Origin of the sequence: Aquabacterium sp., assembly GCF_041915145.1 — a bacterium.
Lineage (GTDB): Bacteria > Pseudomonadota > Gammaproteobacteria > Burkholderiales > Burkholderiaceae_C > Aquabacterium.
Genome location: NZ_JAYSBZ010000038.1, coordinates 1 through 22,458 on the forward strand (window position 1 = coordinate 1; position 22,458 = coordinate 22,458).

The window sequence follows — 22,458 nt, forward strand, 5'->3', positions numbered from 1 at the left end:
GATGACCAGGCTGTCCTGGCCGCGAGTCATGTTGATGTAGACCTCGGCCAGCAGCCCCGCGTCGAGCAAGGCGCCGTGCAGCGTGCGGTTGGAGTTGTCGACCTCCAGCCGCTTGCACAAGGCATCAAGCGAGTTCGACTTGCCCGGGAACATCTCGCGCGCCATCAGCAGGCTGTCGGTGATGGTGCCGGCGATCTCGGCGAACGGCGGACGCGCCAGGCGGCGCAACTCGGCGTTCAAGAAGCCGACGTCGAAGCCCGCGTTGTGGATGATGATCTCGGCGCCTTCGAGGTACTCGAGCAGCTCGTCGGCGATGGCCGCGAACACCGGTTTGTCCGACAAGAATTCATCGGTCAGGCCGTGGATCTTGACCGCGTCTTCGTGGTTGGCTCGCTCGGGGTTGATGTAGAAGTGCTTGTTGTTGCCGGTGAGCTTGCGGTTCACCATTTCAACGCAGCCGACTTCGATGATGCGGTCGCCCGACTCCGGGCTCAGGCCGGTGGTTTCGGTGTCGAGAAAAATCTGCCGACTCATGCCTGCCTCGCTGCCTCAGTGGTTTTCTTTGGCGTGGTTGATCGAGTATTTCGGAATCTCGACCACCAGATCCTGCTGCGCCACGATGGCCTGGCAGCTCAAGCGCGAGTTGGGCTCCAGGCCCCAGGCACGGTCGAGCAGGTCCTCTTCGGTTTCTTCCATCTCGTTCAAGGACTTGAAGCCCTCCCGCACGATGACGTGGCAGGTGGTGCAAGCGCAGCTCATGTCGCAAGCATGCTCGATGTTGATGTGGTTTTCGAGCAGGGCCTCGCAGATCGAGGTGCCCGGCGTGACGTTGAGGGTGGCGCCTTGCGGACAGTACTCGGCGTGGGGCAGGATCTTGATGGTGGTCATGCGGTGCAGCGGTTCAGATCTCGTTGACGTTGCGGCCTTCGAGCGCGTGGCGAATGCCGCGGTTCATGCGCTCGGCGGCAAAGGCCTCGGTGCCGTCGGCCAGCGCCTTGGTGGCGGCTTCGATGGCCGCACGGTCGTCGCCCGAGCGGGCGTTGTCGAGCGTGGCGATCAAGTGCTCGATGGCTTCGTGCTCGTCGCCATCCAGCAAGTCGCCATCAGCCGCCAGCGCGGCGCGCGTGGCCAGCAGCAAGCGCTCGGCTTCGACGCGGGCCTCGCGCAGCGCGCGGTCTTCCATATCGGCCTCGGCGGTGGCGAAGCCCTCTTGCAGCATGCGGGCGATGGCGTCGTCGCTCAAGCCATAGCTGGGCTTGACCACGATGGCGGCCTCGACGCCCGATACCTGCTCGTGCGCCGAAACGTTGAGCAAGCCATCGGCATCCACCTGAAAGGTGACGCGAATGCGCGCCGCCCCGGCCGGCATCGGCGGAATGCCACGCAGCGTGAAGCGCGCCAGCGAGCGACAGTGCTCGACCTGCTCGCGCTCACCCTGCACCACATGCAACGACATCGCGGTCTGGCCGTCTTGATAGGTGGTGAAGTCTTGCGCCAGCGCGGCAGGGATGGTGGTGTTGCGCGGAATGATGCGCTCGACCAGGCTGCCCATGGTCTCGATGCCCAGCGACAGCGGGATCACGTCGAGCAACAGCATCGCACCATCGGGCGCGTTGCCGGCCAGCTGGTTGGCCTGCACGGCCGCGCCCAGGGCGACGACTTCATCAGGATTCAAGTTGACGAGCGGCTCGCGCCCGAACAGCCCGCCCACCGCCTCGCGCACCTGGGGCATGCGCGTGGAGCCGCCCACCATCACCACGCCCTGCACGTCGGCGGCGCTCACCTTGGCGTCGCGCAACACCTTGCGCACGGCGGCCAGGGTGCGGTCGATCAGCGGTTGGGTCAGCTCTTGAAACTGCGCACGCGTCACGGCCACGCTCAAGGCACCGCCTTGCAAGCTGGCTTGCAGCGTGACGGCCTCCGCGCTCGACAGCGCTTCTTTGGCGGCACGCGCGGCCACGAGCACGGCGCGCTTGTCTTGCGCCGAATCGGCGCTGCGTCCCGCTTGCTGCAAGGCCCAGTCGGCCAAGGCGCGGTCGAAGTCGTCACCGCCCAGGGCTGAGTCACCGCCCGTGGCCACCACCTCGAACACGCCGCGCGTCAGGCGCAGCAGCGAGATGTCGAACGTGCCGCCGCCCAGATCGTAGATGGCGTAGAGCCCTTCGACGCTGTTGTCGAGGCCGTAGGCGATGGCCGCCGCCGTGGGCTCGTTGATGAGGCGCAGCACCTTGAGGCCGGCGAGTTGAGCGGCGTCTTTGGTGGCCTGGCGCTGGGCGTCGTCGAAGTAGGCGGGCACGGTGATGACCGCGCCGAACAGGTCGTCAGCAAACGTGTCTTCAGCCCGGTAGCGCAGCGTGGCCAGAATTTCTGCCGACACCTCGACGGGCGACTTCACGCCCTCGCGCGTCTGCAGGCTGACCATGCCGGGCGCGTCGACGAAGTGATAGGGCAGCTTCTCGCGATGCGCGATGTCGGCCAAGCCGCGTCCCATGAAGCGCTTGACCGACACGATGGTGTTCTCGGGGTCGTCGGCCTGCGTGGCGAGCGCGTCCACGCCGATCTGGCGACGCCCCTCGCCCAGGTAGCGCACGGCCGACGGCAGGATCACGCGGCCTTGTGCGTCGGGCAGGCACTCGGGCACACCGTGGCGCACGGCGGCCACCAGCGAATGCGTGGTGCCCAGGTCGATGCCCACCGCGATGCGTCGCTGGTGGGGGTCGGACGATTGCCCGGGCTCGGAGATCTGCAACAGTGCCATGCGTGGTTTTATAAGTTGTCTTGCTTGCGCTCGACCTCGTCGGCGAAGCGCTCGATGAACATCAGCGCGCGCACCTGCTGGGCGGCGGCGGCGAAATTGTGCTCGACATCAATGAGCTGCCCGATGCCGTCGAGCGTGCTGCGGCGTTGTGCCGACACTTGTTGGCGCAATTCGTCCAGGGCCGCGTCATTGTTGGCGTCGTCAAGCGCCTCGCGCCATCCCATCTGCTGCATCAAGAACGCCGCCGGCATGGCGGTGTTGCTTTCAGCCTGGATCGGCGCGCCCTTCAATTCACACAAATACGACGCACGCTTGAGCGGATCCTTCAAACGCTGATACGCCTCGTTGACGCGCACCGCCCACTGCATGGCCACGCGCTGTGCGGCCGTGCCTTGCGAGGCAAAGCGGTCGGGGTGCACCTCGGCCTGCAAGGCCTTCCAGCGGGCGTCCAGTGCGGCGCGGTCTTGCGCGAAAGTCGGGCTCAGCCCGAACAGGGTGAAGTCGTCAGCGTCGAGATTCATGGTCGGATCGCGTGATGAGGGGTGGTTGCCATCAAACGAATCGGGGGCGCCTGAAAGCAGAAAACCCGACTGCGTCACTCAGTCGGGTTTCCACGCAAGGTCTGCGCCAGCCGGGGTCATCAGACCCGGAACGATTCGCCACACCCGCAGCGGTCGCGCTCCTTGGGATTGTGGAACTTGAAGCCCTCGTTGAGTCCCTCGCGCACGAAGTCGAGCTCGGTGCCATCCAGGTACGGCAGGCTCTTGGGGTCGATCAGCACCTTCACGCCGTGGTCTTCGAACACCACGTCGCTGGGGTCGATTTCATCGGCGTATTCGAGCTTGTAGGCCAGGCCCGAGCAGCCCGTGGTCTTGACGCCCAAACGCACGCCCACGCCCTTGCCGCGCTTGGCAAGGTAGCGGGTCACGTGCCGGGCAGCAGCTTCGGTGAGGGTGACAGACATGCCGGACTCAAGCGGTGTGTTTGGTTTTGTAGTCGTTGACCGCAGCCTTGATGGCGTCTTCGGCCAGGATCGAGCAGTGGATCTTGACCGGCGGCAGCGCCAGCTCTTCGGCGATCTGGGTGTTCTTGATGTCCAGCGCCTGGTCGAGCGTCTTGCCCTTGACCCACTCGGTGACCAGCGAGCTCGACGCGATAGCCGAGCCGCAGCCGTAAGTCTTGAAGCGCGCGTCTTCGATCACGCCGGTTTGCGGGTTGACCTTGATCTGCAGCTTCATCACATCACCGCAGGCCGGGGCGCCGACCATGCCGGTGCCGACGGTTTCATCACCCTTTTCAAACGCACCGACGTTGCGCGGGTTTTCGTAGTGGTCGACGACTTTTTCGCTGTATGCCATGTTGTTCTCCTACTGCATGAGCCGCGTCAGTGCGCCGCCCATTGAATCGAGTTCAGATCGATGCCCTCTTTGAACATGTCCCACAGGGGCGACAGTTCGCGCAGCTTGGCTACCCGCTCTTGCAGCGTGCTGACCGCGTAATCGATCTCTTCGACCGTGGTGAAGCGGCCGATGGTCATGCGCAGCGACGAATGCGCGAGCTCGTCGGAGCGGCCCAGCGCGCGCAGCACGTAGCTGGGCTCCAGACTGGCGGACGTGCAGGCCGAGCCCGACGACACGGCAATGCCCTTCACGCCCATGATCAGCGACTCGCCTTCGACGAAGTTGAACGACGCGTTGATGTTGTGCGGCACGCGGCGTTCGAGGTCGCCGTTGATGAAGACCTGCTCGATGCCCTGGATGCCCGTGAGCAGGCGCTGCTGCAGGCTGCGGATGCGCTCCAGCTCGGTGCCCATCTCGGCCTGCGCGATGCGGAAGGCCTCGCCCATGCCCACGATCTGATGCACCGGCAGCGTGCCCGAGCGCATACCGCGCTCGTGTCCGCCACCATGCATTTGCGCCTCGATGCGCACACGCGGCTTGCGGCGCACGTAGAGCGCGCCGATGCCCTTCGGGCCATAGGTCTTGTGCGAAGCCAGGCTCATCAGGTCGACCGGCAGCGTGGCCAGATCGATGGCGACCTTGCCGGTGGCCTGCGCGGCGTCAACGTGGAAGATCACCCCGCGCTCACGGCACAGCGTGCCGATGGCGGCGATGTCTTGAATGACGCCGATCTCGTTGTTGACGAACATCACCGACGCCAGGATGGTGTCCGGGCGCAAGGCCTCTTTGAAGCGATTCAGGTCGAGCAGGCCGTTTTCCTGCACGTCGAGGTAAGTGACCTCGAAGCCCTGGCGTTCCATCTCGCGGCAGGTGTCGAGCACGGCCTTGTGCTCGGTCTTGACGGTGATGATGTGCTTGCCGCGCGTCTTGTAGAACTGACCCGCGCCCTTGATGGCGAGGTTGTTCGACTCGGTGGCGCCGGACGTCCAGACGATCTCGCGCGGGTCGGCGCCGATCAGGTCGGCCACCTGGCCACGCGCCTTCTCGACGGCCTCCTCGGCCTCCCAGCCCCAGGCATGGCTGCGCGACGCGGGGTTGCCGAAATGCTCGCGCAACCACGGGATGATCGCGTCCACCACGCGCGGATCGCAGGGCGTGGTCGCACCGTAGTCGAGGTAGATGGGGAAATGCGGAGTCATGGTCTTGGCGAAGAAAACGGCAATGGGCCGGGTTACTTGGTCAGGGCATTGCCCAGGGCGAACACCGAATTCGGCGCCGTCACCTTGATGGGCTTGACCACGGGCTGCGACGAGATCGCGCGCTTGACCGGCTGGTCTTCGATCGAGACGCCCTTGGCGAGCTGCTCGTCGACGAGCTTCTTGAGGTTGACCGAATCGAGGTACTCGATCATTTTCTGATTAAGGTTCGACCACAGGTCGTGCGTCATGCAACGACCATGCTCGTCGCCATGGCAATTCTCTTTGCCCGAGCAACCGGTGGCATCGATGGGCTCATCCACCGCCACGATGATGTCGGCCACGGTGATTTCGTCGGACTTGCGGCCGAGCGAGTAACCGCCGCCCGGGCCGCGGGTGCTCTCGACCAGCTCGTGGCGACGCAGCTTGCCGAACAGCTGTTCGAGGTAGGACAGCGAGATCTGCTGGCGCTGGCTGATGGCCGCCAAGGCGACCGGGCCGGTGTGCTCGCGCAGCGCCAGATCGATCATGGCGGTAACGGCGAAACGGCCTTTGGTGGTGAGACGCATGACGAAACTCCTTGGTTGGCAGGAGGAATTCGGCGTCTGGATGAGGCAGACGGCGACCGAACTCAATCCCTTCAGGATTGTGTGGGCATTCGTCAGTGAAAACCCGACACGATACCTGAGTGAATTGCTCAGATTCTACACGATCCTGTCAAACGCCGCTGGCAAACCCGATGGCCCGCACTGACAAGACGCAATTTATTCACTGCCTCAGCAACCCCGCGTCCAGTAACCAGATCAAGAAAACTCGGCCTGCAGTCGCCGCACCAGCTCATCGCAAGCTGTCTCGACAAGATCGAGCACCGCCTCGAAACCCGCCGGACCGCCGTAGTAGGGGTCGGGCACGTCGTCGCGCCCCAGCTGCGGCGCGAATTCAAGCAGGCGCTTGAGTTTGCCCTGGTGCTCAGGCGTGCAGGCCTGACGCAACCAGGCCAGGTTGTCGTGATCCATGGCCAGCAGCCAGTCGAACCGCATGAAATCGGCCGGCTGCACCTGGCGCGCCCGCAGGTCGGCCAGTTCGTAGCCGCGCCGCAGCGCATGGCTCTGGGCGCGCGGATCGGGCGCCTCGCCGGCGTGAGAGGCGATGGTGCCGGCCGAGTCCACCAGCACGCGCTTGTGCAAGCCGGCCTGCCGCAGCTTGTGGCGCAGCACGCCCTCGGCGGTCGGCGAGCGGCAGATGTTGCCCATGCAGACCATCAGGATCGAGAACTCGGGCGCGGGGCGGAAGAACATGCGGTGGTGCTGTGCTGCAGGTCGGCGACAAAAACCGGCGTCGATTGTCGATCACCGGCGCGGCCTCGGCACGCGCGTTCGTCAGCCTTTGCGCGCCAAGGGCACCACGTGGTCACCCACGTTGGCACCGAAGGCCTGCTCGCGCAGCAAGGCCAGCTGGTCGCGCAAGCGGGCGGCCTGCTCGAATTCGAGGTTGCGGGCGTGCTCGAGCATCTGCTTCTCAAGCTGCTTGATGCGCTTGCTGAGATCTTTCTCGCTGAGGGCCTCGACCTCCGCCGCGTCGTGCAAAGCCTGCAGCGCCTGCACCTCGGCCTGGCTGGCCTTGTCGGACATCACGCCGTCGATCAGCTCCTTGACCTTCTTGTTGATGCCGCGCGGCGTGATGCCGTTGGCCTCGTTGAAGGCGATCTGCTTGGCACGCCGCCGCTCGGTTTCGCCAATGGCCTTGCGCATCGACTCGGTGATGCGGTCGGCATACAGGATGGCCTTGCCGTTGACGTTGCGCGCGGCGCGGCCGATGGTCTGGATCAAGCTGCGCTCGGCGCGCAGGAAGCCTTCCTTGTCGGCATCGAGGATGGCCACCAGCGACACCTCGGGGATGTCGAGCCCCTCGCGCAGCAGGTTGATGCCCACCAGCACGTCGAAAGTGCCCAGGCGCAGGTCGCGCAGGATCTCGACGCGCTCGACGGTGTCGATGTCAGAGTGCAGGTAGCGCACCTTGACGCCGTTCTCGTCGAGGTATTCGGTGAGCTGCTCGGCCATGCGCTTGGTGAGCGTGGTGACGAGCACGCGCTCGTTGACGTTGACCCGCTCGCGGATCTCTTGCAGCACGTCGTCCACCTGATGCGTGGCGGGCCGCACTTCGACCACCGGGTCGACCAGCCCGGTGGGCCGCACCAGTTGCTCGACCACCTGCCCGGCGTGGGTCTTTTCGTAATCGCCCGGGGTGGCCGACACGAACACCGCCTGCCGCATCTTGCGCTCGAACTCCTCGAACTTGAGCGGACGGTTGTCGAGCGCGCTGGGCAGGCGAAAGCCGTATTCGACCAGCGTGGTCTTGCGCGCCCGGTCACCGTTGTACATGCCGCCGAACTGGCCGATCAGCACGTGGCTTTCATCCAGGAACATCACCGAGTCCTTGGGCAGGTAATCGACCAGCGTGGGCGGTGGGTCGCCCGGCTTGGCGCCCGACAGATGCCGCGTGTAGTTCTCGATGCCCTTGCAGTGGCCGACCTCCTGCAGCATCTCGAGGTCGAAGCGCGTGCGCTGCTCGATGCGCTGCGCCTCGACCAGCTTGCCCTCGGCGGTGAAGAACTTGAGCCGCTCGGCGAGTTCGAGCTTGATGGTCTCGATGGCGGCGACGACCCGCTCGCGCGGCGTCACGTAATGGCTGCTCGGGTAGATCGTGAAGCGCGGGATCTTCTGGCGGATGCGGCCGGTGAGCGGGTCGAAGAGCTGGATGGATTCGATCTCGTCGTCGAACAGCTCGATGCGTACGGCCAGTTCGGAGTGTTCGGCCGGGAAGACATCGATCGTGTCGCCGCGCACGCGGAAGGTGCCGCGGTCGAAATCGACGTCGTTGCGCTGGTACTGCATGCGCACCAGCTGGGCGATCACGTCGCGCTGGCCGACCTCGTCGCCCACGCGGGCGATCAGCACCATCTTCATGTAGTCCTCGGGCTTGCCGATACCGTAGATCGCCGACACGCTGGCCACGATCACCACGTCGCGGCGCTCGAGCAGGCTCTTGGTGGCGCTCAGCCGCATCTGCTCGATGTGCTCGTTGATCGCGCTGTCCTTCTCGATGAACAGATCGCGCTGCGGCACGTAGGCCTCGGGCTGGTAGTAGTCGTAGTAGCTGACGAAGTATTCGACCGCGTTGTTCGGAAAGAACTCGCGGAACTCGCTGTAGAGCTGCGCCGCCAGCGTCTTGTTGGGCGCGAAGACGATGGCCGGGCGCCCCAGCCGCGCGATGGTGTTGGCCATCGTGAAGGTCTTGCCCGAACCGGTCACGCCCAGCAGGGTCTGGTAGGTCAGGCCGTCGTGCACGCCCTCCACCAGCTGCTCGATCGCGGCGGGCTGGTCGCCGGCGGGCGGGTAGGGCTGGAACAACTGAAACGGCGAGTCGGCAAAGGTGACGAACTGGCCCTCGGGTGGCTCGGTGGCACTACTGTTGCTGGTGGGGCGGCCAGCCGGCAATTCGGCGGCAACGGCGGGAGGAATCACGGGCATGACGCAAACAATCTGGCCCACCGGGGGCCGGGCAAGGCGCTGAAACGCTTAAAATTCGGGCAAACCCGGTGGTCAGACGGCGCGCGTAACCGTGCGCCCCGGCCGTCGGGAGCAAACCGCCAGACTACCGCAGCTCGGCGGGTTGCGCACCACCCGCGGCATCAGACCGCACCTCCCCGCACGTTGATCAGAAGGATTCGCCGAATGTCTTTGTTCTCCGCCGTCGAAATGGCCCCCCGCGACCCCATCCTGGGTCTGAACGAGCAATTCAATGCCGACACCAACCCGAACAAGGTCAACCTCGGCGTGGGCGTCTACACCGACGACAACGGCAAGCTGCCCCTGCTCAAGTGCGTGGCCGCCGCTGAAAAGCAGATGCTCGAAGCCCCCAAGGCGCGCGGCTACCTGCCCATCGACGGCATCGTGGCCTACGACAAGGCTGTGCAAGGCCTGGTGTTCGGTGCCGAGCACCCCGCCGTCAAGGGCGGCCGCATCGCCACGGCGCAGGCCATCGGCGGCACGGGCGGCCTGAAGCTGGGCGCCGACTTCCTGAAGCGCCTGAACCCCAACGCCCAGGTGCTGATCTCCGACCCGAGCTGGGAAAACCACCGCGCCCTGTTTGAGTCGGCCGGCTTCCCGGTCGATGTCTACCCCTACTACGACGCGGCCAACCGCGGCATCAACTTCGACGGCATGCTCGCCAAGCTCAAGGCTGCCGCGCCGGGCACCATCGTGCTGCTGCACGCCTGCTGCCACAACCCGACCGGCTACGACCTGTCTGACGCCCAATGGGCCGAAGTGATCGCCGTCATCAAGGCGGGCGGTCTGGTGCCCTTCCTGGACATGGCCTACCAAGGCTTCGGCAACGGCATCGCCGAAGACGGCGCCGTGGTCATCAAGTTCCTGGACGCCGGCCTGAGCTATTTCGTGTCCACCAGCTTCTCGAAGAGCTTCTCGCTCTACGGCGAGCGCGTCGGCGCGCTGAGCATCGTCAGCGAGTCGGCCGAAGAATGCACCCGCGTGCTGAGCCAGTTGAAGCGCGTGATCCGCACCAACTACTCCAACCCGCCGACGCACGGCGCCCAAGTGGTCGCCACCGTGCTGACCACGCCCGAGCTGCGCAAGATGTGGGAAGACGAGCTCGCCGAGATGCGCGACCGCATCAAGGTGATGCGGTCGGCGCTGGTCGAACAGCTGCAGGCCGCTGGCGTGCAGGGCGACCTGAGCTACATCACCCGCCAGAAGGGCATGTTCAGCTACTCGGGTCTGAACGCGGCGCAAATGCAGCGCCTGCGCGGCGAATTCGGCATCTACGGCGTCGATTCGGGCCGCATCTGCGTGGCCGCGCTCAACACCAAGAACATCAAGGCCGTGGCCGCCGCCATCAAGGCCGTGATGTAAGTAGGCGGTTGCTACTCGGCAACACCCCACGCGCACCAAAACGGGAGCTTCGGCTCCCGTTTTTTTTCTCATCGGCGGCACAAGCGCGCCAGCACGCGTCGCAGTGCAGCATTCACCGAATAGGTGCGGTTTCTTGACCCTGTTAAAGGCTTGGCATTTCGCACAAGCTGCGAGGATGTGCACTACACAAGCTCGCCAATTACTGGCATGCTGCACTGCACAAACACAATTTGTTGCTGGCCCGACGCGGCTGCCGCCAGCCGGCACAAAAGTTGTTTGCGCTCCTGATCCAGACATTTGAGGCTACCCGATGCTCTACCAACTCTACGAAGCCCAACGCGCCGTCCTGAGCCCGTTTTCCGAATTCGCCAGCGCCTCGGCCAAGCTCTACAACCACCCGATGTCGCCCTTCGCCCACGCGCCGGGCGCGCAGCGGGTGAGCGCCAGCTTCGATCTGATGCACCGGCTGACCAAGGAGTATGAAAAGCCGGCGTTCGACATCCATTCGGTTCAGGTCGGCGACACCGAAGTCGTGATTCAAGAGCAGATCGCCGTCGACAAGCCCTTCTGCAAGCTGATCCGCTTCAAGCGTTTCACCGACGACGCCGACGCCCTGGCGCGCATGCGCAACCAGCCCTCGGTGCTGGTGGTGGCGCCGCTGTCGGGCCACCACTCGACCCTGCTGCGCGACACCGTCCGCACCCTGCTGCAAGACCACAAGGTCTACATCACCGACTGGGTCGATGCCCGCATGGTGCCCATCGAGGTCGGCCCGTTCCACCTCGACGACTACGTCAACTACATCCAGGAGTTCATCCGCCACGTGGGCCCGGACGTGAACGTGATCTCGGTGTGCCAACCCACCGTGCCGACGCTGGCGGCCGTGTCGCTGTTGGCCAGCCGTGGCGAGAAGACGCCACGCACGATGGTGATGATGGGCGGCCCGATCGACGCCCGCAAATCGCCCACCGCCGTGAACAACCTGGCGATGAACAAGAGCTTCGAGTGGTTCGAGAACAACGTGATCTACCGCGTGCCGGCCAACTACCCGGGCCTGGGCCGACGCGTCTACCCGGGCTTCATGCAGCACACCGGCTTCGTGGCCATGAACCCCGACCGCCACGCCAACTCGCACTACGACTACTTCCTCGACCTCGTTCGCGGCGATGACGACAGCGTCGATGCCCACCGCCAGTTCTACGACGAATACAACGCCGTGCTCGACATGCCGGCCGAGTACTACCTCGACACCATCAAGACCGTGTTCCAGGACTTCGCCTTGGTCAACGGCACCTGGGACGTGGTCAACGAGCAGCACAAGGCCGAGCGCGTGCGCCCGCAGGACATCAAGACCACCGCGCTGCTCACCGTCGAAGGCGAGCTCGACGACATCTCGGGCGCCGGCCAGACCGAAGCCGCGCACGAACTGTGCACGGGCATTCCCAAGGCACGCAGACTGCACTACACCGTGCCGGGCGCGGGGCACTACGGCATCTTCTCGGGCCGCCGCTGGCGCGAGCTGGCCTACCCCGAGATCCGCAAGTTCATCGCCAAGCACAACAAGTGATCGGGCGAGACGGGGCGGCGCTCGCCGCGCACCGCACCCGGCCATGCACCGCGACCTATGATCGCGGGCATGCCCGAGTCGCCCTCCCCGCCTTTGTCGTCCCCTGACCCTGCCGACGCGCCCGAGCGGCCGCTGGTGGATTGCATCGACGCGCTGTTGCCGCAAACGCAATGCACGCGCTGCGGCTACCCCGATTGCCGCGCCTACGCCCAAGCCATTGCCGACGGCACGGCCGCCATCAACCAATGCCCCCCCGGCGGTGCCGAAGGCGTGGTGCGTCTGGCGCGCCTGACGGGCCAACCCCTGCAAGCGCTCAACCCGGCCCATGGCGCCGAAGGCCCGCGCCTGCTGGCGGTGATCGACGAGGACTGGTGCATCGGCTGCACGTTGTGCATCAAGGCCTGCCCGGTGGACTGCATCGTGGGCGCCAACAAGCACATGCACACCGTGATCGAAAGCCTGTGCACCGGCTGCGAGCTGTGCGTGCCGGCCTGCCCGGTGGACTGCATCTCGCTCGAACCGACTGGCAACGCCACCGGCTGGGCCGCCTGGAGCCCAGTAGATGCCGATCAGGCTCGCGAGCGCTACGCCTTTCATCAATTTCGGGTGGCCCGCGCCCAGCGCGAGAACGACGAGCGCCTGCGCGCCAAGGCCGAGCACAAGCTGGCCCACATCGAAACCGAAAGCCGCCACACCGACCCCACCGTGCTCGACCGCAAACGCGCCGTCATCGAGGCGGCGCTGGCGCGAGCCCGGGCCCAGCGCGACAAGAGCTGACGCGAGGCCACCGGAGCCGTCGCCCTCGGCCGAACGGATCATGTCGACCGCGCGCGCACGCCCTCGGCGCAGTCCGATCGATCCAATCTGCATCAAGCCCGCATGAATGCCTCTGTCACACCGGCAGCCTAAGGTTGAGCCCAAGCCGTACCACCGTCTTTGTACTTGGCTCTCTTGCCATATCTGCTTCGGAGTGCATCATGTGCATCGCTCGTCTCGCCCCCTTCACGCTGGCGCCGCTCGCCCTGACGCTGGTCGCTGGGCTGGCCCACGCCACCGCCCCCCACGCCACGGTCACCATCGACGACGGTGTCGGCGACGTCTACAACCTCTCGCTCAGCAGCCTGCTGACCACCACGGCCGATGGCGCCGTGTTGATGAAAAGCCTCCCCGCCACCGGCTCCGTCATCGGCAGCGACAGCTACGGCGAGTGGATGTCCGACACGCTCAACGGCAAGGCCGCCGTGACCTGGCACAGCTGGCAGACGGTGAACGGACAGGGGCAAAGCGCCTTCGACGCCGCGACCAACCCCTGGGCCTCGAAGTTCACCTTCTATGCCAGCGGCCACGGCGACCCCGACATGACCTACGGCTTCGTCGCCAAGAACAACACCAATGCCACGCAGAACTATTCGTTCAGCTACGGCGAAGACATCGACCCGGTCTACTCGGGCGCCTACCAGCTGACCGCCACCTTCGGCGGCAGCCTGAGCAACACCGATGGCTCGGCCACCGTGAGCCCGCTCACCGTGGGCGGCAAGATCCAGAAGCTGGAACTGAGCACCGACGGCGTGAACTTCTACAACGCTGGCGCCGATGCAGGCAACGCGCTGAGCGCCAGCGCTGCGGGCACCATCACGGGTTCGGACAGCGCCAGCGCCACAGGTAACGCCGCAACGCCGCTGACCTCGTGGCGCTTCGCAACCACGTTCTCGCTCACCAGCAAGAAGGACGTGTTCTCGTTCACCGGCACCGCCTCGCTGGTGCCCGAACCCGAAAACCGCCTGATGCTGCTGGCGGGCCTGGGCGTGTTCGGCCTGCTGGTGGCCCGTCAACGTCGCGACAACTGATCTGCCATACGCGGGCCGTTCAGACCGCTGCCGCCCTCCGCCTTCACCTGACAGGCCACGGCAACCGTGGCCGCTCCTATTGGCGCGACGGCTTTGCTCGTAGACTCGGCGCCCATGAAGCCCGCCGCCATCGAAGCCTTCTTCGCCACCTTGCAAGCCGCCAACCCGCAGCCCGCCACCGAGCTGCAATACAGCTCGGTTTTCGAGCTGCTGGCCGCCGTGCTGTTGTCGGCACAGGCCACCGACGTGGGTGTCAACAAGGCCACGCGCAAGCTGTTTGCCGTGGCCCACACGCCGCAGCAGATCCTGGCCCTGGGGGTGGACGGCCTGAGCGACCACATCAAGACCATCGGTCTGTATCGCAGCAAGGCCAAGCACCTCATCGAAACCTGCCGCATCCTCATCGAGCAGCACGGCGGCGAGGTGCCGCGCACCCGCGAGGCGCTCGAAGCCCTGCCCGGCGTGGGCCGCAAGACGGCCAACGTGGTGCTCAACGTGGCCTTCGGCGAGCCGACCTGCGCGGTGGACACGCACATCTTCCGCGTCGGCAATCGAACGGGTCTGGCACCGGGCAAGACGCCGCTGGCGGTGGAGCAGCAGCTGATACAAGTCATTCCGGACGCGTTCAAGGTGGACGCCCACCACTGGCTCATCCTGCACGGCCGCTACGTCTGCCAGGCGCGCAAGCCGCGCTGCTGGGAATGCAGCGTGGCGCGCTGGTGCGAGTTCGAGCCCAAGAACGCGTGAGTCGCGCCTGAAGCCGTCTCGCGCTCAGAAGTTCGCCGTCAGCGTCACGCGGAAGGTGCGCGGCTCCACGGGGTGGAAGTGCAGGCCGCTCTCGGACGCGGCGCTGGGCGTGAGGCGCGACTCGTAGTAGTAGTCGATGTCGCTCGCCTGGCGATCAAACAGGTTGAACACGTCGAGCGAGAGCTTGAGATCGGGCGTGAGCTTGTAGCCGACGCGGCCGTAGGCCAGCAAGGTGGCCTTCGAGCGCACGCTGCCGTCTTCGATCAAGGGGCGCGGCCCGAAGTAGCGCAGCTGGAACTGCCCGAACCAGGGGCCCAGGTCGTTGCCCGTCACGCCCACCGAGGCCACCGACTTCACCGAGCCCGGCACGAAGCGACCTTCGTTCGGCGCATCGCCCTGCGCCTCGTTGAAGCGCGCTTGCGACACGGCCCAGTCGGCGTCGATCAGCCATTGCGGCGAGAGCATGTAGTGGTTGTTCAGCTCGAAGCCCCAGCGCTTGCTGGACCCGCTCGCCTCGGTGTCGCCCGCGTCGCCCGAGAACACCAGCTCGGAGCCCAGCGTCAGGCGCCACAGCGACATCGACGTCTGCAGGCCCGGCAGCCACTCGCCGCGCACGCCCACCTCGGCCCCCTTGGTACGGACCAGCGCGGGCGAGGGGTCGGTGGGCGTGCCTTCGCGGGGCGACACGTGGGTCAGCACGCCGCGCGCGTCGTTGCTGTGAAAGCCGTAGCCGTAGTTGAAGAAGGTCTCGGTCTGGCGCCACGGGCCCAGCACCACCGACAGCTTCGGGCTGTTGATGTTGGCCGTCTTTTGCCCACTGTTGGCCGCGATCGAGCTGGTGACGTCGAAGTCGTAATGGTCGGTGCGCAGGCCCGCCACCGTGCGCAGCCACGGCAGCCAGTGCGTGGCGTTTTCGGCGTACAGGGCCGCAGCCGTTTCGTGCACCTCGCTTTGCTGCACGGTGCTGAGCCGCGCGCCGCCTTCGGCCGTGTAGAGGCCCACCGGGTTGAGCCGATCTTGTCGCGCCTGCAAGCCGATGGTGGTGCTGCCCTCGACGCCGGCGATCGGGGTGTCCCACGCGCGGCTGGCGGCCAGGCCGAACACGCGGCGCTGCTCGGCCTGCTCGAACTGGTCGCCGTGCGTGGTGTCGGCCAGCCAGTAGGTGAAGTTCGAGTACAGATCGAGCTTCGATTGCACGTAGTACGCGTTGAGCTTGGCCACGCCATCGGCCATGGCGCGAGTCAGGTCGAGCGACAGGCTATAGCGCTGCGTCTCGCCATGATCGGTGGGGTCTACGGCGCCGAAGCGGTCGATCAGGCCGCTTTGCACCGCTGCCAGCGGCACCTGGTCGGTCGAGTGCCAACTGGCCGAGTAGGCCATGGCCGTCAGCGCGGCCTTGGTGTCGCCCAGCCCCAGGCTGTAGCGCAGCACGCCGTTGGCCTTGCGAAAGCCCTCGGGGTGCTGCCAGGGGCCATCGTTGTGGCTGAGTTCGAGCGCGTAGAGCAGCTTGCCGGTTTGCAGGGCGGACGAGTTGGCCAGCAGGCCGCGCTCGTAGCCGTTTTCGCCCACGGTGAGCGAGGCCACGCCGCGCTTGAGCGTGTCGAACAGCTTGATGCGCGCCGAGCCGGCCGAGGCGAAGTCGCCGTCTTCGGCGCTGTACGGCCCCTTGCGGTAGCTGATGCGGTCGATCAGCTCGGGGATCAGCCAGTTGAGATCGGTGTAGCCCTGCCCGTGGGCGTGCGTGGGCATGTTGGCGGGCATGCCGTCGATCGAGGTGGCGAAGTCGGTGCCGTGGTCGAGGTTGAAGCCGCGCAAGTAGTATTGATTGGCCTTGCCGTCGCCGCTGTGCTGCGACACGATCACGCCGGGCACGAATTCGAGCACCTCGGCCGGGCGGAAGGTCGGGCGCGCCTCGATCAGCTTCGAGGTGACGACGCCCGCGCTGGCGGCGTCCGATGTGCCGATCGCATTGTTGTAATTTCCGCGCACGACGATCTGGTCGAGTTGCGCCGTGTCGGCCACCACCTCGGCGTGCGCCCCTCCGGCCGACAAGCCCACGCCCACCACCAAGGCTGGTGCCCAACTCGATTTGCGCTTCATCCGGTACAACCTCTTCAATCAAGATGAATGCCGTCTGCAGTTCATGCCTTGTGTGGCGCCGCAGTATGAATGCGGTGTATGACATTCTGAAGATCGGCTGACCGGAGCTCGCCGCGAGCTTGCACAATCGGGCCGATGCATTCATCGCTCGACCGGCTCCTCTTGCTGCGGCGCGCACTCGCGGCCGCCATCGTGCCCTTGCTGACGCTCGGCCCTGCCCCCTGCGCCGCCCAGCCCGCGCAAGCCACCGACGACAGCGGCCACCGCATCGCGCTGGCGCAGCCCGCGCGGCGCGTGATCAGCCTCGCGCCCAACCTCACCGAGCTGGCCTTCGCGGCCGGCGGCGGCGAGCGCGTCGTGGGCGTGGGCCGCTACAGCGACGCGCCCGCCGCCGCACGGCGCCTGCCGCAAGTGGGCGACGCCTTTGCGCTCAACATCGAGGCCATCGCCGCGCTCAAGCCCGACCTGATCCTGCTGTGGCGATCGGGCACCGCGCCCCGGCAACGCGAGCGCTTGCAGGCGCTGGGCGTGCCGGTGTTTGAAAGCGAGATCAGCCGCATCGACGGCATCGCCAGCACGCTGCAGCGCTTGGGCACGCTGATGGGCACCGCCGCCACGGCTCAAGCAGCGGCGACCCAGCAACAGCAGCGCTGGCAGCAATTGAGCGAGCGTTATCGCGGCCGCCCCGCCGTGCGGGTGCTCTACGTGGCCTGGCACCAGCCGCTGATGACGCTCAACCGCGAGCATCTGATTCATGCCGCGATGTCGCTGTGCGGCGGGGTCAACCCCTTTGCCGACTTGCCCGCGCTCACGCCCACGGTGAGCTTGGAGGCCGCCGTGCAAGCCAACCCGCAACTCATCGTCAGCGCCAGCAGCGAACGCGCCGACGTGCAAGCCCAGTGGGCGCCGTTCAAGCAAGTGAGCGCCGTCGCCCGCCAGCACATCGTGGGGCTGGACCCCGACCTGCTCACGCGCATGGGGCCGCGCTTCATCGAGGGTGCCGAGCAACTCTGCGCGGCCATCGATGCCGCCCGCCACTGAGGCGGCTCAGCCCACCGGCACCCACACGCCACCGGCCTCGCGCCACGCGCAGCCATAAGCGGCTTGCAACTGCGCGGCGGTGAGCATCTCGCCCACGGGGCCCGCCGCCCAGGCACCGGGCTCACCGCCCTGGCCATCGCGGCGACCGCACCAGTCGCCCAACAAGAACAGCACATGCGTGGCCACGCTGGCTGCCCAGTTCACGTCGTGCGCCGTCATCACCACGCTGCGTTGGCCTGTGGCCGTGAGTTGCGTCAACCAGCGCCCCACCAACTGCTGGTGCGCCGGGTCTTGGAACGAGATGGGCTCGTCGAGCAACAAAAAGGGCGTGCCTTGCAACGCGCATTGCGCCAAGGCCACGCGCTGGCGCTCGCCGCCCGAGAGCTGACGCACGTCGCGGTCGAGCAAGTCGGCCGCATCCAGTTCGGTCAGAAGACCAAGCAGGTCGGACTCGTCGGCGCGCGGTGGAGAGCACACCGCGAGTTCGAGCAAGCGGCGCACGCTCAAGCCAAAGCGATCGCTCGGGGTTTGCGGCTGGTAGGCGCGCAGACGCGCCGCTTCGGCCGGCGACCAGCGCGGTGCCGCCTGCCCCGCCCAACGCACCTCGCCGCGCAGCCCCGGCACCGGCAGGCCGGCCAGGGCGCGCAACAAGGTGGACTTGCCCACCGCGTTGCGGCCCAGCACGCACCAGCGCTCGCCGGGCTGCACGCGCAGATCCAGCCCCTGCACCAGCAGGCCGCGCCCGGGCGCCGACAGACCGAGCCCGCAAGCCTCGACCAGCGGCGCCTGCGTCGATGCGAATGCCACGCTCATCGTGCCCCCCGCAGCAGGAAGGCGATGAACAGCGGCGCGCCCAACAAGGCCATCACCGCCCCGACGGGCAGCTCTTGCGGCGCGGCCACGGTGCGCGCCAGCAGGTCGGCCGCCACCAGCAAGGTCGCCCCGCCGATGGGCGCGGCCCAGGCCAGATCGCGCGTGCGTTGCACGCCGCCCAGCCGCAAGACGTGCGGCACCACCAGCCCCACGAAACCGATCGACCCGGCGGTGGCCACCGCCCAGCCCGCGGCGAGCGAAGCGCCCGCCAGCAGACCCCAGCGCAGCACCACCACCGGCTCGCCCAGCAAGGCCGCGGCCTCGCTGCCCAGCAGCAAGCGATCGACGCTGCGAGCGCGCCAGATCAGCAACGCCGCCAGCCCGGCCGCCAACAGCAGGCAGCCCAGGCCACCCCGCGCGCCCGACAAGTCGCCCACCAGCCAGAAGATCGCGCCGCGCAACTGCGGGTCGGGCGTGAGCGTGAGCAGCAAGGTGCCCAGCGCGCCGGTCACCGCTGCCAGCATCGCGCCCACCAGGATGAGCCGCGCCGAGGCGTCGTCGGCCTGCGTGAGCGCGCGCCGCGCCAGCGCCAGCAGCAGGGCCGTCACCACCAAGGCGCCCACCGCCGCGCCGAGCCCCAGGCTGCAGCCCAGCATCAAGGCCAATAGCGCCCCCACCGCCGCGCCGCCCGAGGTGCCCAGCACGTAGGGGTCGGCCAGCGGGTTGCGCAACACCACCTGCATCGCCAGGCCGGACAGCGCCAGCAGCGCCCCCACGCCGGCGGCAGCCAGCACGCGGGGGGCGCGGAGTTGCCAGGCCAGCGCGGCAGGCAGGTCGGCGCTGCCCAAGCCCACGGCCAGCAGGACGATCAGCAACACGACAACCGGCAGCGCAACCAACACCCGGCCAGCACGCGAGCGCGAACCTGATGCCGGCTTCACACCGATTGGTTGATCGACCATGACGTCAGCCCGAGCGCGGTCGGTGGGTCAGAAGCGCCAACTCGCCGTGACCGACAAAGCGCGCCCTACCTCGGGGTACAAATTGCCTTTGATGCAGCTGTACGCCATGCTGTAGGTCTTGCGATCGGTCAGGTTGGTGGCCGATACCGCCCATTCGCCCCACGCCGATTGGGCGGGCGTCCAGGCATAGCGCGCGTCCAGCAATGTTGCCGACGGGATGCGCTTGGCGCAGGTGTTGGCGTTGTCGTCGCCAAAGCGCATGGGCGCACGGTATTGCAAGCCAAGATCGACCGCGTGGTGCTCGTTGATGGTGTAGCTGGCGCGGGCCGTGCCCGAACGAGGTGCCACCAGCGGCATCTCGCGACCAGCCTGCGGCCCCGAGCGGAAGCGCGCCACCAGCGTCTGCCAAGTACCGGACAACTTGATGGCCGACGTGACTTGCGTGCTGCCTTCCAGCTCCGCGCCCCGGCGCTGCGTGGGGTCGAGGTTGACGTTGGCACCTGGTCCGTATGGGCCTGGTGCAGTCGGGTCGTAGCCAATTTCGTCCACCGTGTGCTGGCGGAACACGCGCAGCGCCGCACGCTGCCCGCCCTGCTGCCACTTGATACCGGCCTCGACGTCGCGGTTGCGTTGCGCGCGCAGCTCGGCCGGAGCAACCGCTGTGAAGCTCAGGTCGTCCACATTGGGCAGGCGATACGACAAGGCCCCGCGGCCATATACGTCGAGGCCACCCGGCAAGCTCTGGCTCAGCCCCAGCTCGCTGGCACTCAGGTCGTAATGGCTGTGATAGCTCGCAACCTGCGCGTCCTTGGTCACGCGCTCCTTGCGAGCGCCTGCGGTCACACGCGTGCCAGTCGGCGCGCTCCAGTCGGTATGCAAGTACGCCGCATCGTTCGATTGGCGAGCGTCCTCACTCGAATAGCTGCTGGCGGTGCGATACGTCCAGTCCGTCGAATCGAAGCCCCAGGTGGTGGTTTCGGCCCAACCCGACCACTCGGCACGATGCGTAAGCCGCGGCATGAACTGCACGCTGTCGCTGGCAATTTGCCCGTGGTTGCCGGGTGCATAGAAGTAGCGCGTGTCGCGCTGGCGCTGCACCAGGTCGGTCTGCACCGTCCAGTCGCCCCAGGCTTTCCAGCCGTACTCCCCGCCAATGCTGTAGCGGTGTTGCGTGATGCCGCCATCGTCATGCGGTGTCTCCGCCTGCCGCCGATCAGCGGCAAACTCGGCGAAGGTCAAAGGGCCCGGCAAACCGCCGCCCTGGTCTTCAGCCTGCATGCGAGCCATGAGCTTGAGTCGATCTTTCTGGAACTCCACGCCCACGCTGCCGGTGTCTTGCCGATTGGCGTTGTTGTCGCGATATCCACGGGTCTGCCGGTGCTGCACGGCCGTGTCAACGGCCAACGCGCCCAGCATGGTTTGACCCGATACCCGCACATCGCGTTCGCCGTAGCTGCCCGCGCCAACGGTCAGGCCAGCGCCGCGACGAGCCTGGGGCGACTTGAGGATCACGTTGATGGCTCCGGCTGACGCGCCATCGCCCCACAGCACCGAGCTGCCGCCGCGCACGATCTCGATGCGCTCGATCGATTCGACCGGAATGGCCGACAGCCGCGCTGAAGCTTGTTCGTTCTCGCTGATGCGCGCTCCATCCACCAACACCACGATGTTGTTGTCGGCAGTCGAGCCAAAGCCGCGCAGGTCGAGCGTCTGCTCGCGGCCGCCGCTCAGGTCGGCGCGCCCCACCACGCCGCCCAACTTGCGAATGGCTTCGTTGGCATCCGACACGCCAGAGCGGCGGATGTCGTCCGCCGTGATCACGGTGGCGCCAATGGGTGCGCCGGACAAGGTCTGCGCGCTGCGCGAGGCCGTCACGATGACGGGCTCGAGCTGAGCTGTCGTGCTGGTCGATCGATCGGCGCTCGCGGCCACGACCTGCGCGTGCGCGCCAGCCATCCAGCAAGACGAAGACAGGCAGGCGACATGCGCGGCCCAGGCAATGGCGCGGAGCGTGGTGGCACGCGAGCCGGCCGGCAGGCAAGAAGAAAACGACATGATGAAAACAACGAGATGAAGTACGCACGCCAGCTTCCCCGCAGGCACGCGCGAAATGGCGCGGCATCGAGCCGCGCCCCGTTGTTGGCCGGTATCCGGGCTGGCGGAGACGACCCGTGTCGCCTTCCCGCGAGCCGATAAGCTCGCAGTGGCTTGCTATGACACGAGTTGAGCGACGCCATGGGCATCGCTCGTCCGCTGACCGTTGCGGGGGCAGCGCAGGCTGGGCATGAGGTCTTGCGACCGAGGCCATCCTGCTTCCCGTTTAACTGCGCCGGCTAGAAGACCGGCGCGAGCACCAACAGAGGCGGCATTGTAAGGATCACGCCAGGCGGCGCCTTGAACTGCGGCAAACCACGCCCGCCTCCGGGCGCGCCCCACCTGCGCAGCGCAAACCCGAGCGCCTACAATCGCGCCGTTTGAACCATCGGGTTGGCGACAGTCATGTCGAAGATCGAATCCCTGATCGAGCGCGTCGAGCGGCTGCTGCTGCGCCACGAAGAGTTGCAGCGCACCAATGATCTGCTGACCCGGCAAGTGGCGCAGATCACCGCCGAGCGCGATTCCCTGCGCTCGCGCCTATCGGCCGCGCGCTCGCGCATCGACGCCCTCATCGACCGCCTGCCCGCCGAAGCCGCGGCGGCCACCGATGCCGAAGGTTCAACACCCGGAGACCACGCTTGAAGCAAATCGAAGTCACGATCATGGGCCACAGCTATCTGCTGGGCTGCCCGGAAGGCGGCGAGCGCAACCTGCAAGAAGCGGTGGCGCGCGTCGACCGCGAAATGTGCGCCATCCGCGACGCCGGCAAGATCAAGGCGCGCGAGCGTATCGCCGTGCTCGCCGCGCTCAACCTGGCCTACTCGATCGTGCAGCGTCCGGCGACCGAGTCGGCCCGGCCCGCCCGCGGGCAACAGGCGGCCGACGAGTTGTCTGGCGCGGCGCTACCCGACATCAACGCGCTGCTGCGCAAGCTCGACCAGGCACTGGGCCAGGACGGCCATCTGCTCTGAGAAAAACCGCGCGCATCGCACAGTAATT

At 66.7% G+C, this 22,458-nt stretch carries 23 protein-coding genes and 1 riboswitch; of the genes, 9 read left to right on the top strand and 14 right to left on the bottom strand.

Annotated elements, in window-relative coordinates:
* From dnaQ to iscR, 8 genes are all read right to left on the bottom strand, one after another.
* Positions 1 to 534 (bottom strand): DNA polymerase III subunit epsilon (dnaQ, locus tag ACE3SS_RS08770; RefSeq protein WP_374592991.1); only part of this gene is annotated, 534 nt, incomplete at its 3' end.
* A 15-nt stretch (positions 535 to 549) separates the two neighbouring features.
* Positions 550 to 888 carry an ISC system 2Fe-2S type ferredoxin gene (fdx, locus tag ACE3SS_RS08775; protein WP_374592993.1) on the bottom strand — a complete coding sequence of 113 codons (339 nt, stop codon included), beginning with the start codon at positions 886 to 888 and terminating at the stop codon, positions 550 to 552.
* 13 nt (positions 889 to 901) lie between these two features.
* Entirely contained in the window at positions 902 to 2,758 is a 1,857-nt protein-coding gene (hscA, locus tag ACE3SS_RS08780) for a Fe-S protein assembly chaperone HscA (RefSeq protein WP_374592995.1), read from the bottom strand.
* Between the two features lie 8 nt (positions 2,759 to 2,766).
* On the bottom strand, positions 2,767 to 3,279 hold the full coding sequence (hscB, locus tag ACE3SS_RS08785) for a Fe-S protein assembly co-chaperone HscB (RefSeq protein WP_374592997.1): 513 nt from the start codon (positions 3,277 to 3,279) through the stop codon (positions 2,767 to 2,769).
* Between the two features lie 119 nt (positions 3,280 to 3,398).
* On the bottom strand, positions 3,399 to 3,722 hold the full coding sequence (gene iscA / locus ACE3SS_RS08790; RefSeq protein WP_374592999.1) for an iron-sulfur cluster assembly protein IscA: 324 nt from the start codon (positions 3,720 to 3,722) through the stop codon (positions 3,399 to 3,401).
* 7 nt (positions 3,723 to 3,729) lie between these two features.
* The gene (iscU, locus tag ACE3SS_RS08795; protein WP_374593001.1) at positions 3,730 to 4,116 is read right to left on the bottom strand and encodes a Fe-S cluster assembly scaffold IscU; all 387 of its coding nucleotides are present in this window, start codon (positions 4,114 to 4,116) and stop codon (positions 3,730 to 3,732) included.
* A gap of 26 nt (positions 4,117 to 4,142) precedes the next feature.
* Positions 4,143 to 5,357 (bottom strand): IscS subfamily cysteine desulfurase, encoded by a 1,215-nt coding sequence (locus tag ACE3SS_RS08800; RefSeq protein WP_374593003.1) that lies wholly within the window; start codon positions 5,355 to 5,357, stop codon positions 4,143 to 4,145.
* Between the two features lie 32 nt (positions 5,358 to 5,389).
* A complete protein-coding gene (gene iscR / locus ACE3SS_RS08805) occupies positions 5,390 to 5,923 on the bottom strand; it encodes a Fe-S cluster assembly transcriptional regulator IscR (RefSeq protein WP_374593005.1) in 534 nt (177 codons plus the stop codon).
* Between iscR and ACE3SS_RS08810 the strand changes: the two genes are divergently transcribed.
* A complete protein-coding gene (locus ACE3SS_RS08810; RefSeq protein ID WP_374593007.1) occupies positions 5,922 to 6,107 on the top strand; it encodes a hypothetical protein in 186 nt (61 codons plus the stop codon). The two genes, iscR and ACE3SS_RS08810, sit on opposite strands and share 2 nt — an antisense overlap.
* A 50-nt stretch (positions 6,108 to 6,157) precedes the next feature.
* On the opposite strand, the gene ACE3SS_RS08815 is transcribed toward ACE3SS_RS08810, so the two are convergent.
* Complete coding sequence (locus ACE3SS_RS08815) at positions 6,158 to 6,652, bottom strand: low molecular weight protein-tyrosine-phosphatase (protein WP_374593009.1); 495 nt, start codon at positions 6,650 to 6,652, stop codon at positions 6,158 to 6,160.
* 81 nt (positions 6,653 to 6,733) lie between these two features.
* Positions 6,734 to 8,884: an excinuclease ABC subunit UvrB gene (gene uvrB, locus ACE3SS_RS08820; protein ID WP_374593011.1), complete on the bottom strand. Its 2,151-nt coding sequence runs from the start codon at positions 8,882 to 8,884 to the stop codon at positions 6,734 to 6,736.
* A 204-nt stretch (positions 8,885 to 9,088) separates the two neighbouring features.
* Here uvrB and ACE3SS_RS08825 point away from each other — a divergent pair, with 204 nt between their 5' ends.
* The 5 genes from ACE3SS_RS08825 to nth all read left to right on the top strand — a co-directional run bounded on the left by ACE3SS_RS08825 (position 9,089) and on the right by nth (position 14,446).
* Positions 9,089 to 10,285: an amino acid aminotransferase gene (locus ACE3SS_RS08825; RefSeq protein ID WP_374593013.1), complete on the top strand. Its 1,197-nt coding sequence runs from the start codon at positions 9,089 to 9,091 to the stop codon at positions 10,283 to 10,285.
* Between the two features lie 310 nt (positions 10,286 to 10,595).
* Positions 10,596 to 11,852: a polyhydroxyalkanoate depolymerase gene (locus tag ACE3SS_RS08830; protein WP_374593015.1), complete on the top strand. Its 1,257-nt coding sequence runs from the start codon at positions 10,596 to 10,598 to the stop codon at positions 11,850 to 11,852.
* Positions 11,853 to 11,921: 69 nt separating this feature from the next.
* On the top strand, positions 11,922 to 12,629 hold the full coding sequence (rsxB, locus tag ACE3SS_RS08835) for an electron transport complex subunit RsxB (RefSeq protein WP_374593017.1): 708 nt from the start codon (positions 11,922 to 11,924) through the stop codon (positions 12,627 to 12,629).
* A 200-nt stretch (positions 12,630 to 12,829) separates the two neighbouring features.
* A complete protein-coding gene (locus ACE3SS_RS08840; RefSeq protein WP_374593018.1) occupies positions 12,830 to 13,699 on the top strand; it encodes a hypothetical protein in 870 nt (289 codons plus the stop codon).
* Between the two features lie 114 nt (positions 13,700 to 13,813).
* Positions 13,814 to 14,446, top strand: coding sequence for an endonuclease III (nth, locus tag ACE3SS_RS08845; RefSeq protein ID WP_374593020.1), 633 nt, complete (start codon positions 13,814 to 13,816; stop codon positions 14,444 to 14,446).
* Positions 14,447 to 14,470: 24 nt separating this feature from the next.
* Here the strand turns inward: nth and ACE3SS_RS08850 are convergent, their stop codons facing one another.
* Entirely contained in the window at positions 14,471 to 16,546 is a 2,076-nt protein-coding gene (locus ACE3SS_RS08850; RefSeq protein ID WP_374593022.1) for a TonB-dependent receptor, read from the bottom strand.
* A 135-nt stretch (positions 16,547 to 16,681) separates the two neighbouring features.
* Between ACE3SS_RS08850 and ACE3SS_RS08855 the strand changes: the two genes are divergently transcribed.
* Positions 16,682 to 17,587, top strand: a complete 906-nt coding sequence (locus ACE3SS_RS08855) for a helical backbone metal receptor (protein ID WP_374593024.1) — start codon at positions 16,682 to 16,684, stop codon at positions 17,585 to 17,587.
* A gap of 6 nt (positions 17,588 to 17,593) precedes the next feature.
* On the opposite strand, the gene ACE3SS_RS08860 is transcribed toward ACE3SS_RS08855, so the two are convergent.
* From ACE3SS_RS08860 to ACE3SS_RS08870, 3 genes are read right to left on the bottom strand one after another with little or no spacing between them, the layout of a single operon-like run.
* Complete coding sequence (locus ACE3SS_RS08860) at positions 17,594 to 18,400, bottom strand: ABC transporter ATP-binding protein (RefSeq protein WP_374593026.1); 807 nt, start codon at positions 18,398 to 18,400, stop codon at positions 17,594 to 17,596.
* Positions 18,397 to 19,362, bottom strand: a complete 966-nt coding sequence (locus ACE3SS_RS08865) for a FecCD family ABC transporter permease (RefSeq protein WP_374593028.1) — start codon at positions 19,360 to 19,362, stop codon at positions 18,397 to 18,399. Before ACE3SS_RS08865 ends, ACE3SS_RS08860 begins: the two co-directional genes overlap by 4 nt.
* A gap of 27 nt (positions 19,363 to 19,389) precedes the next feature.
* A complete protein-coding gene (locus ACE3SS_RS08870) occupies positions 19,390 to 21,417 on the bottom strand; it encodes a TonB-dependent receptor (RefSeq protein ID WP_374593030.1) in 2,028 nt (675 codons plus the stop codon).
* A 68-nt stretch (positions 21,418 to 21,485) separates the two neighbouring features.
* Positions 21,486 to 21,735: riboswitch (cobalamin riboswitch) on the bottom strand.
* A 126-nt stretch (positions 21,736 to 21,861) separates the two neighbouring features.
* Here ACE3SS_RS08870 and ACE3SS_RS08875 point away from each other — a divergent pair.
* Complete coding sequence (locus ACE3SS_RS08875; protein WP_374593032.1) at positions 21,862 to 22,101, top strand: cell division protein ZapB; 240 nt, start codon at positions 21,862 to 21,864, stop codon at positions 22,099 to 22,101.
* Entirely contained in the window at positions 22,098 to 22,430 is a 333-nt protein-coding gene (locus tag ACE3SS_RS08880; RefSeq protein ID WP_374593034.1) for a cell division protein ZapA, read from the top strand. The genes ACE3SS_RS08875 and ACE3SS_RS08880 overlap by 4 nt, the downstream gene beginning before the upstream one ends.
* Positions 22,431 to 22,458: the final 28 nt, after the last annotated feature.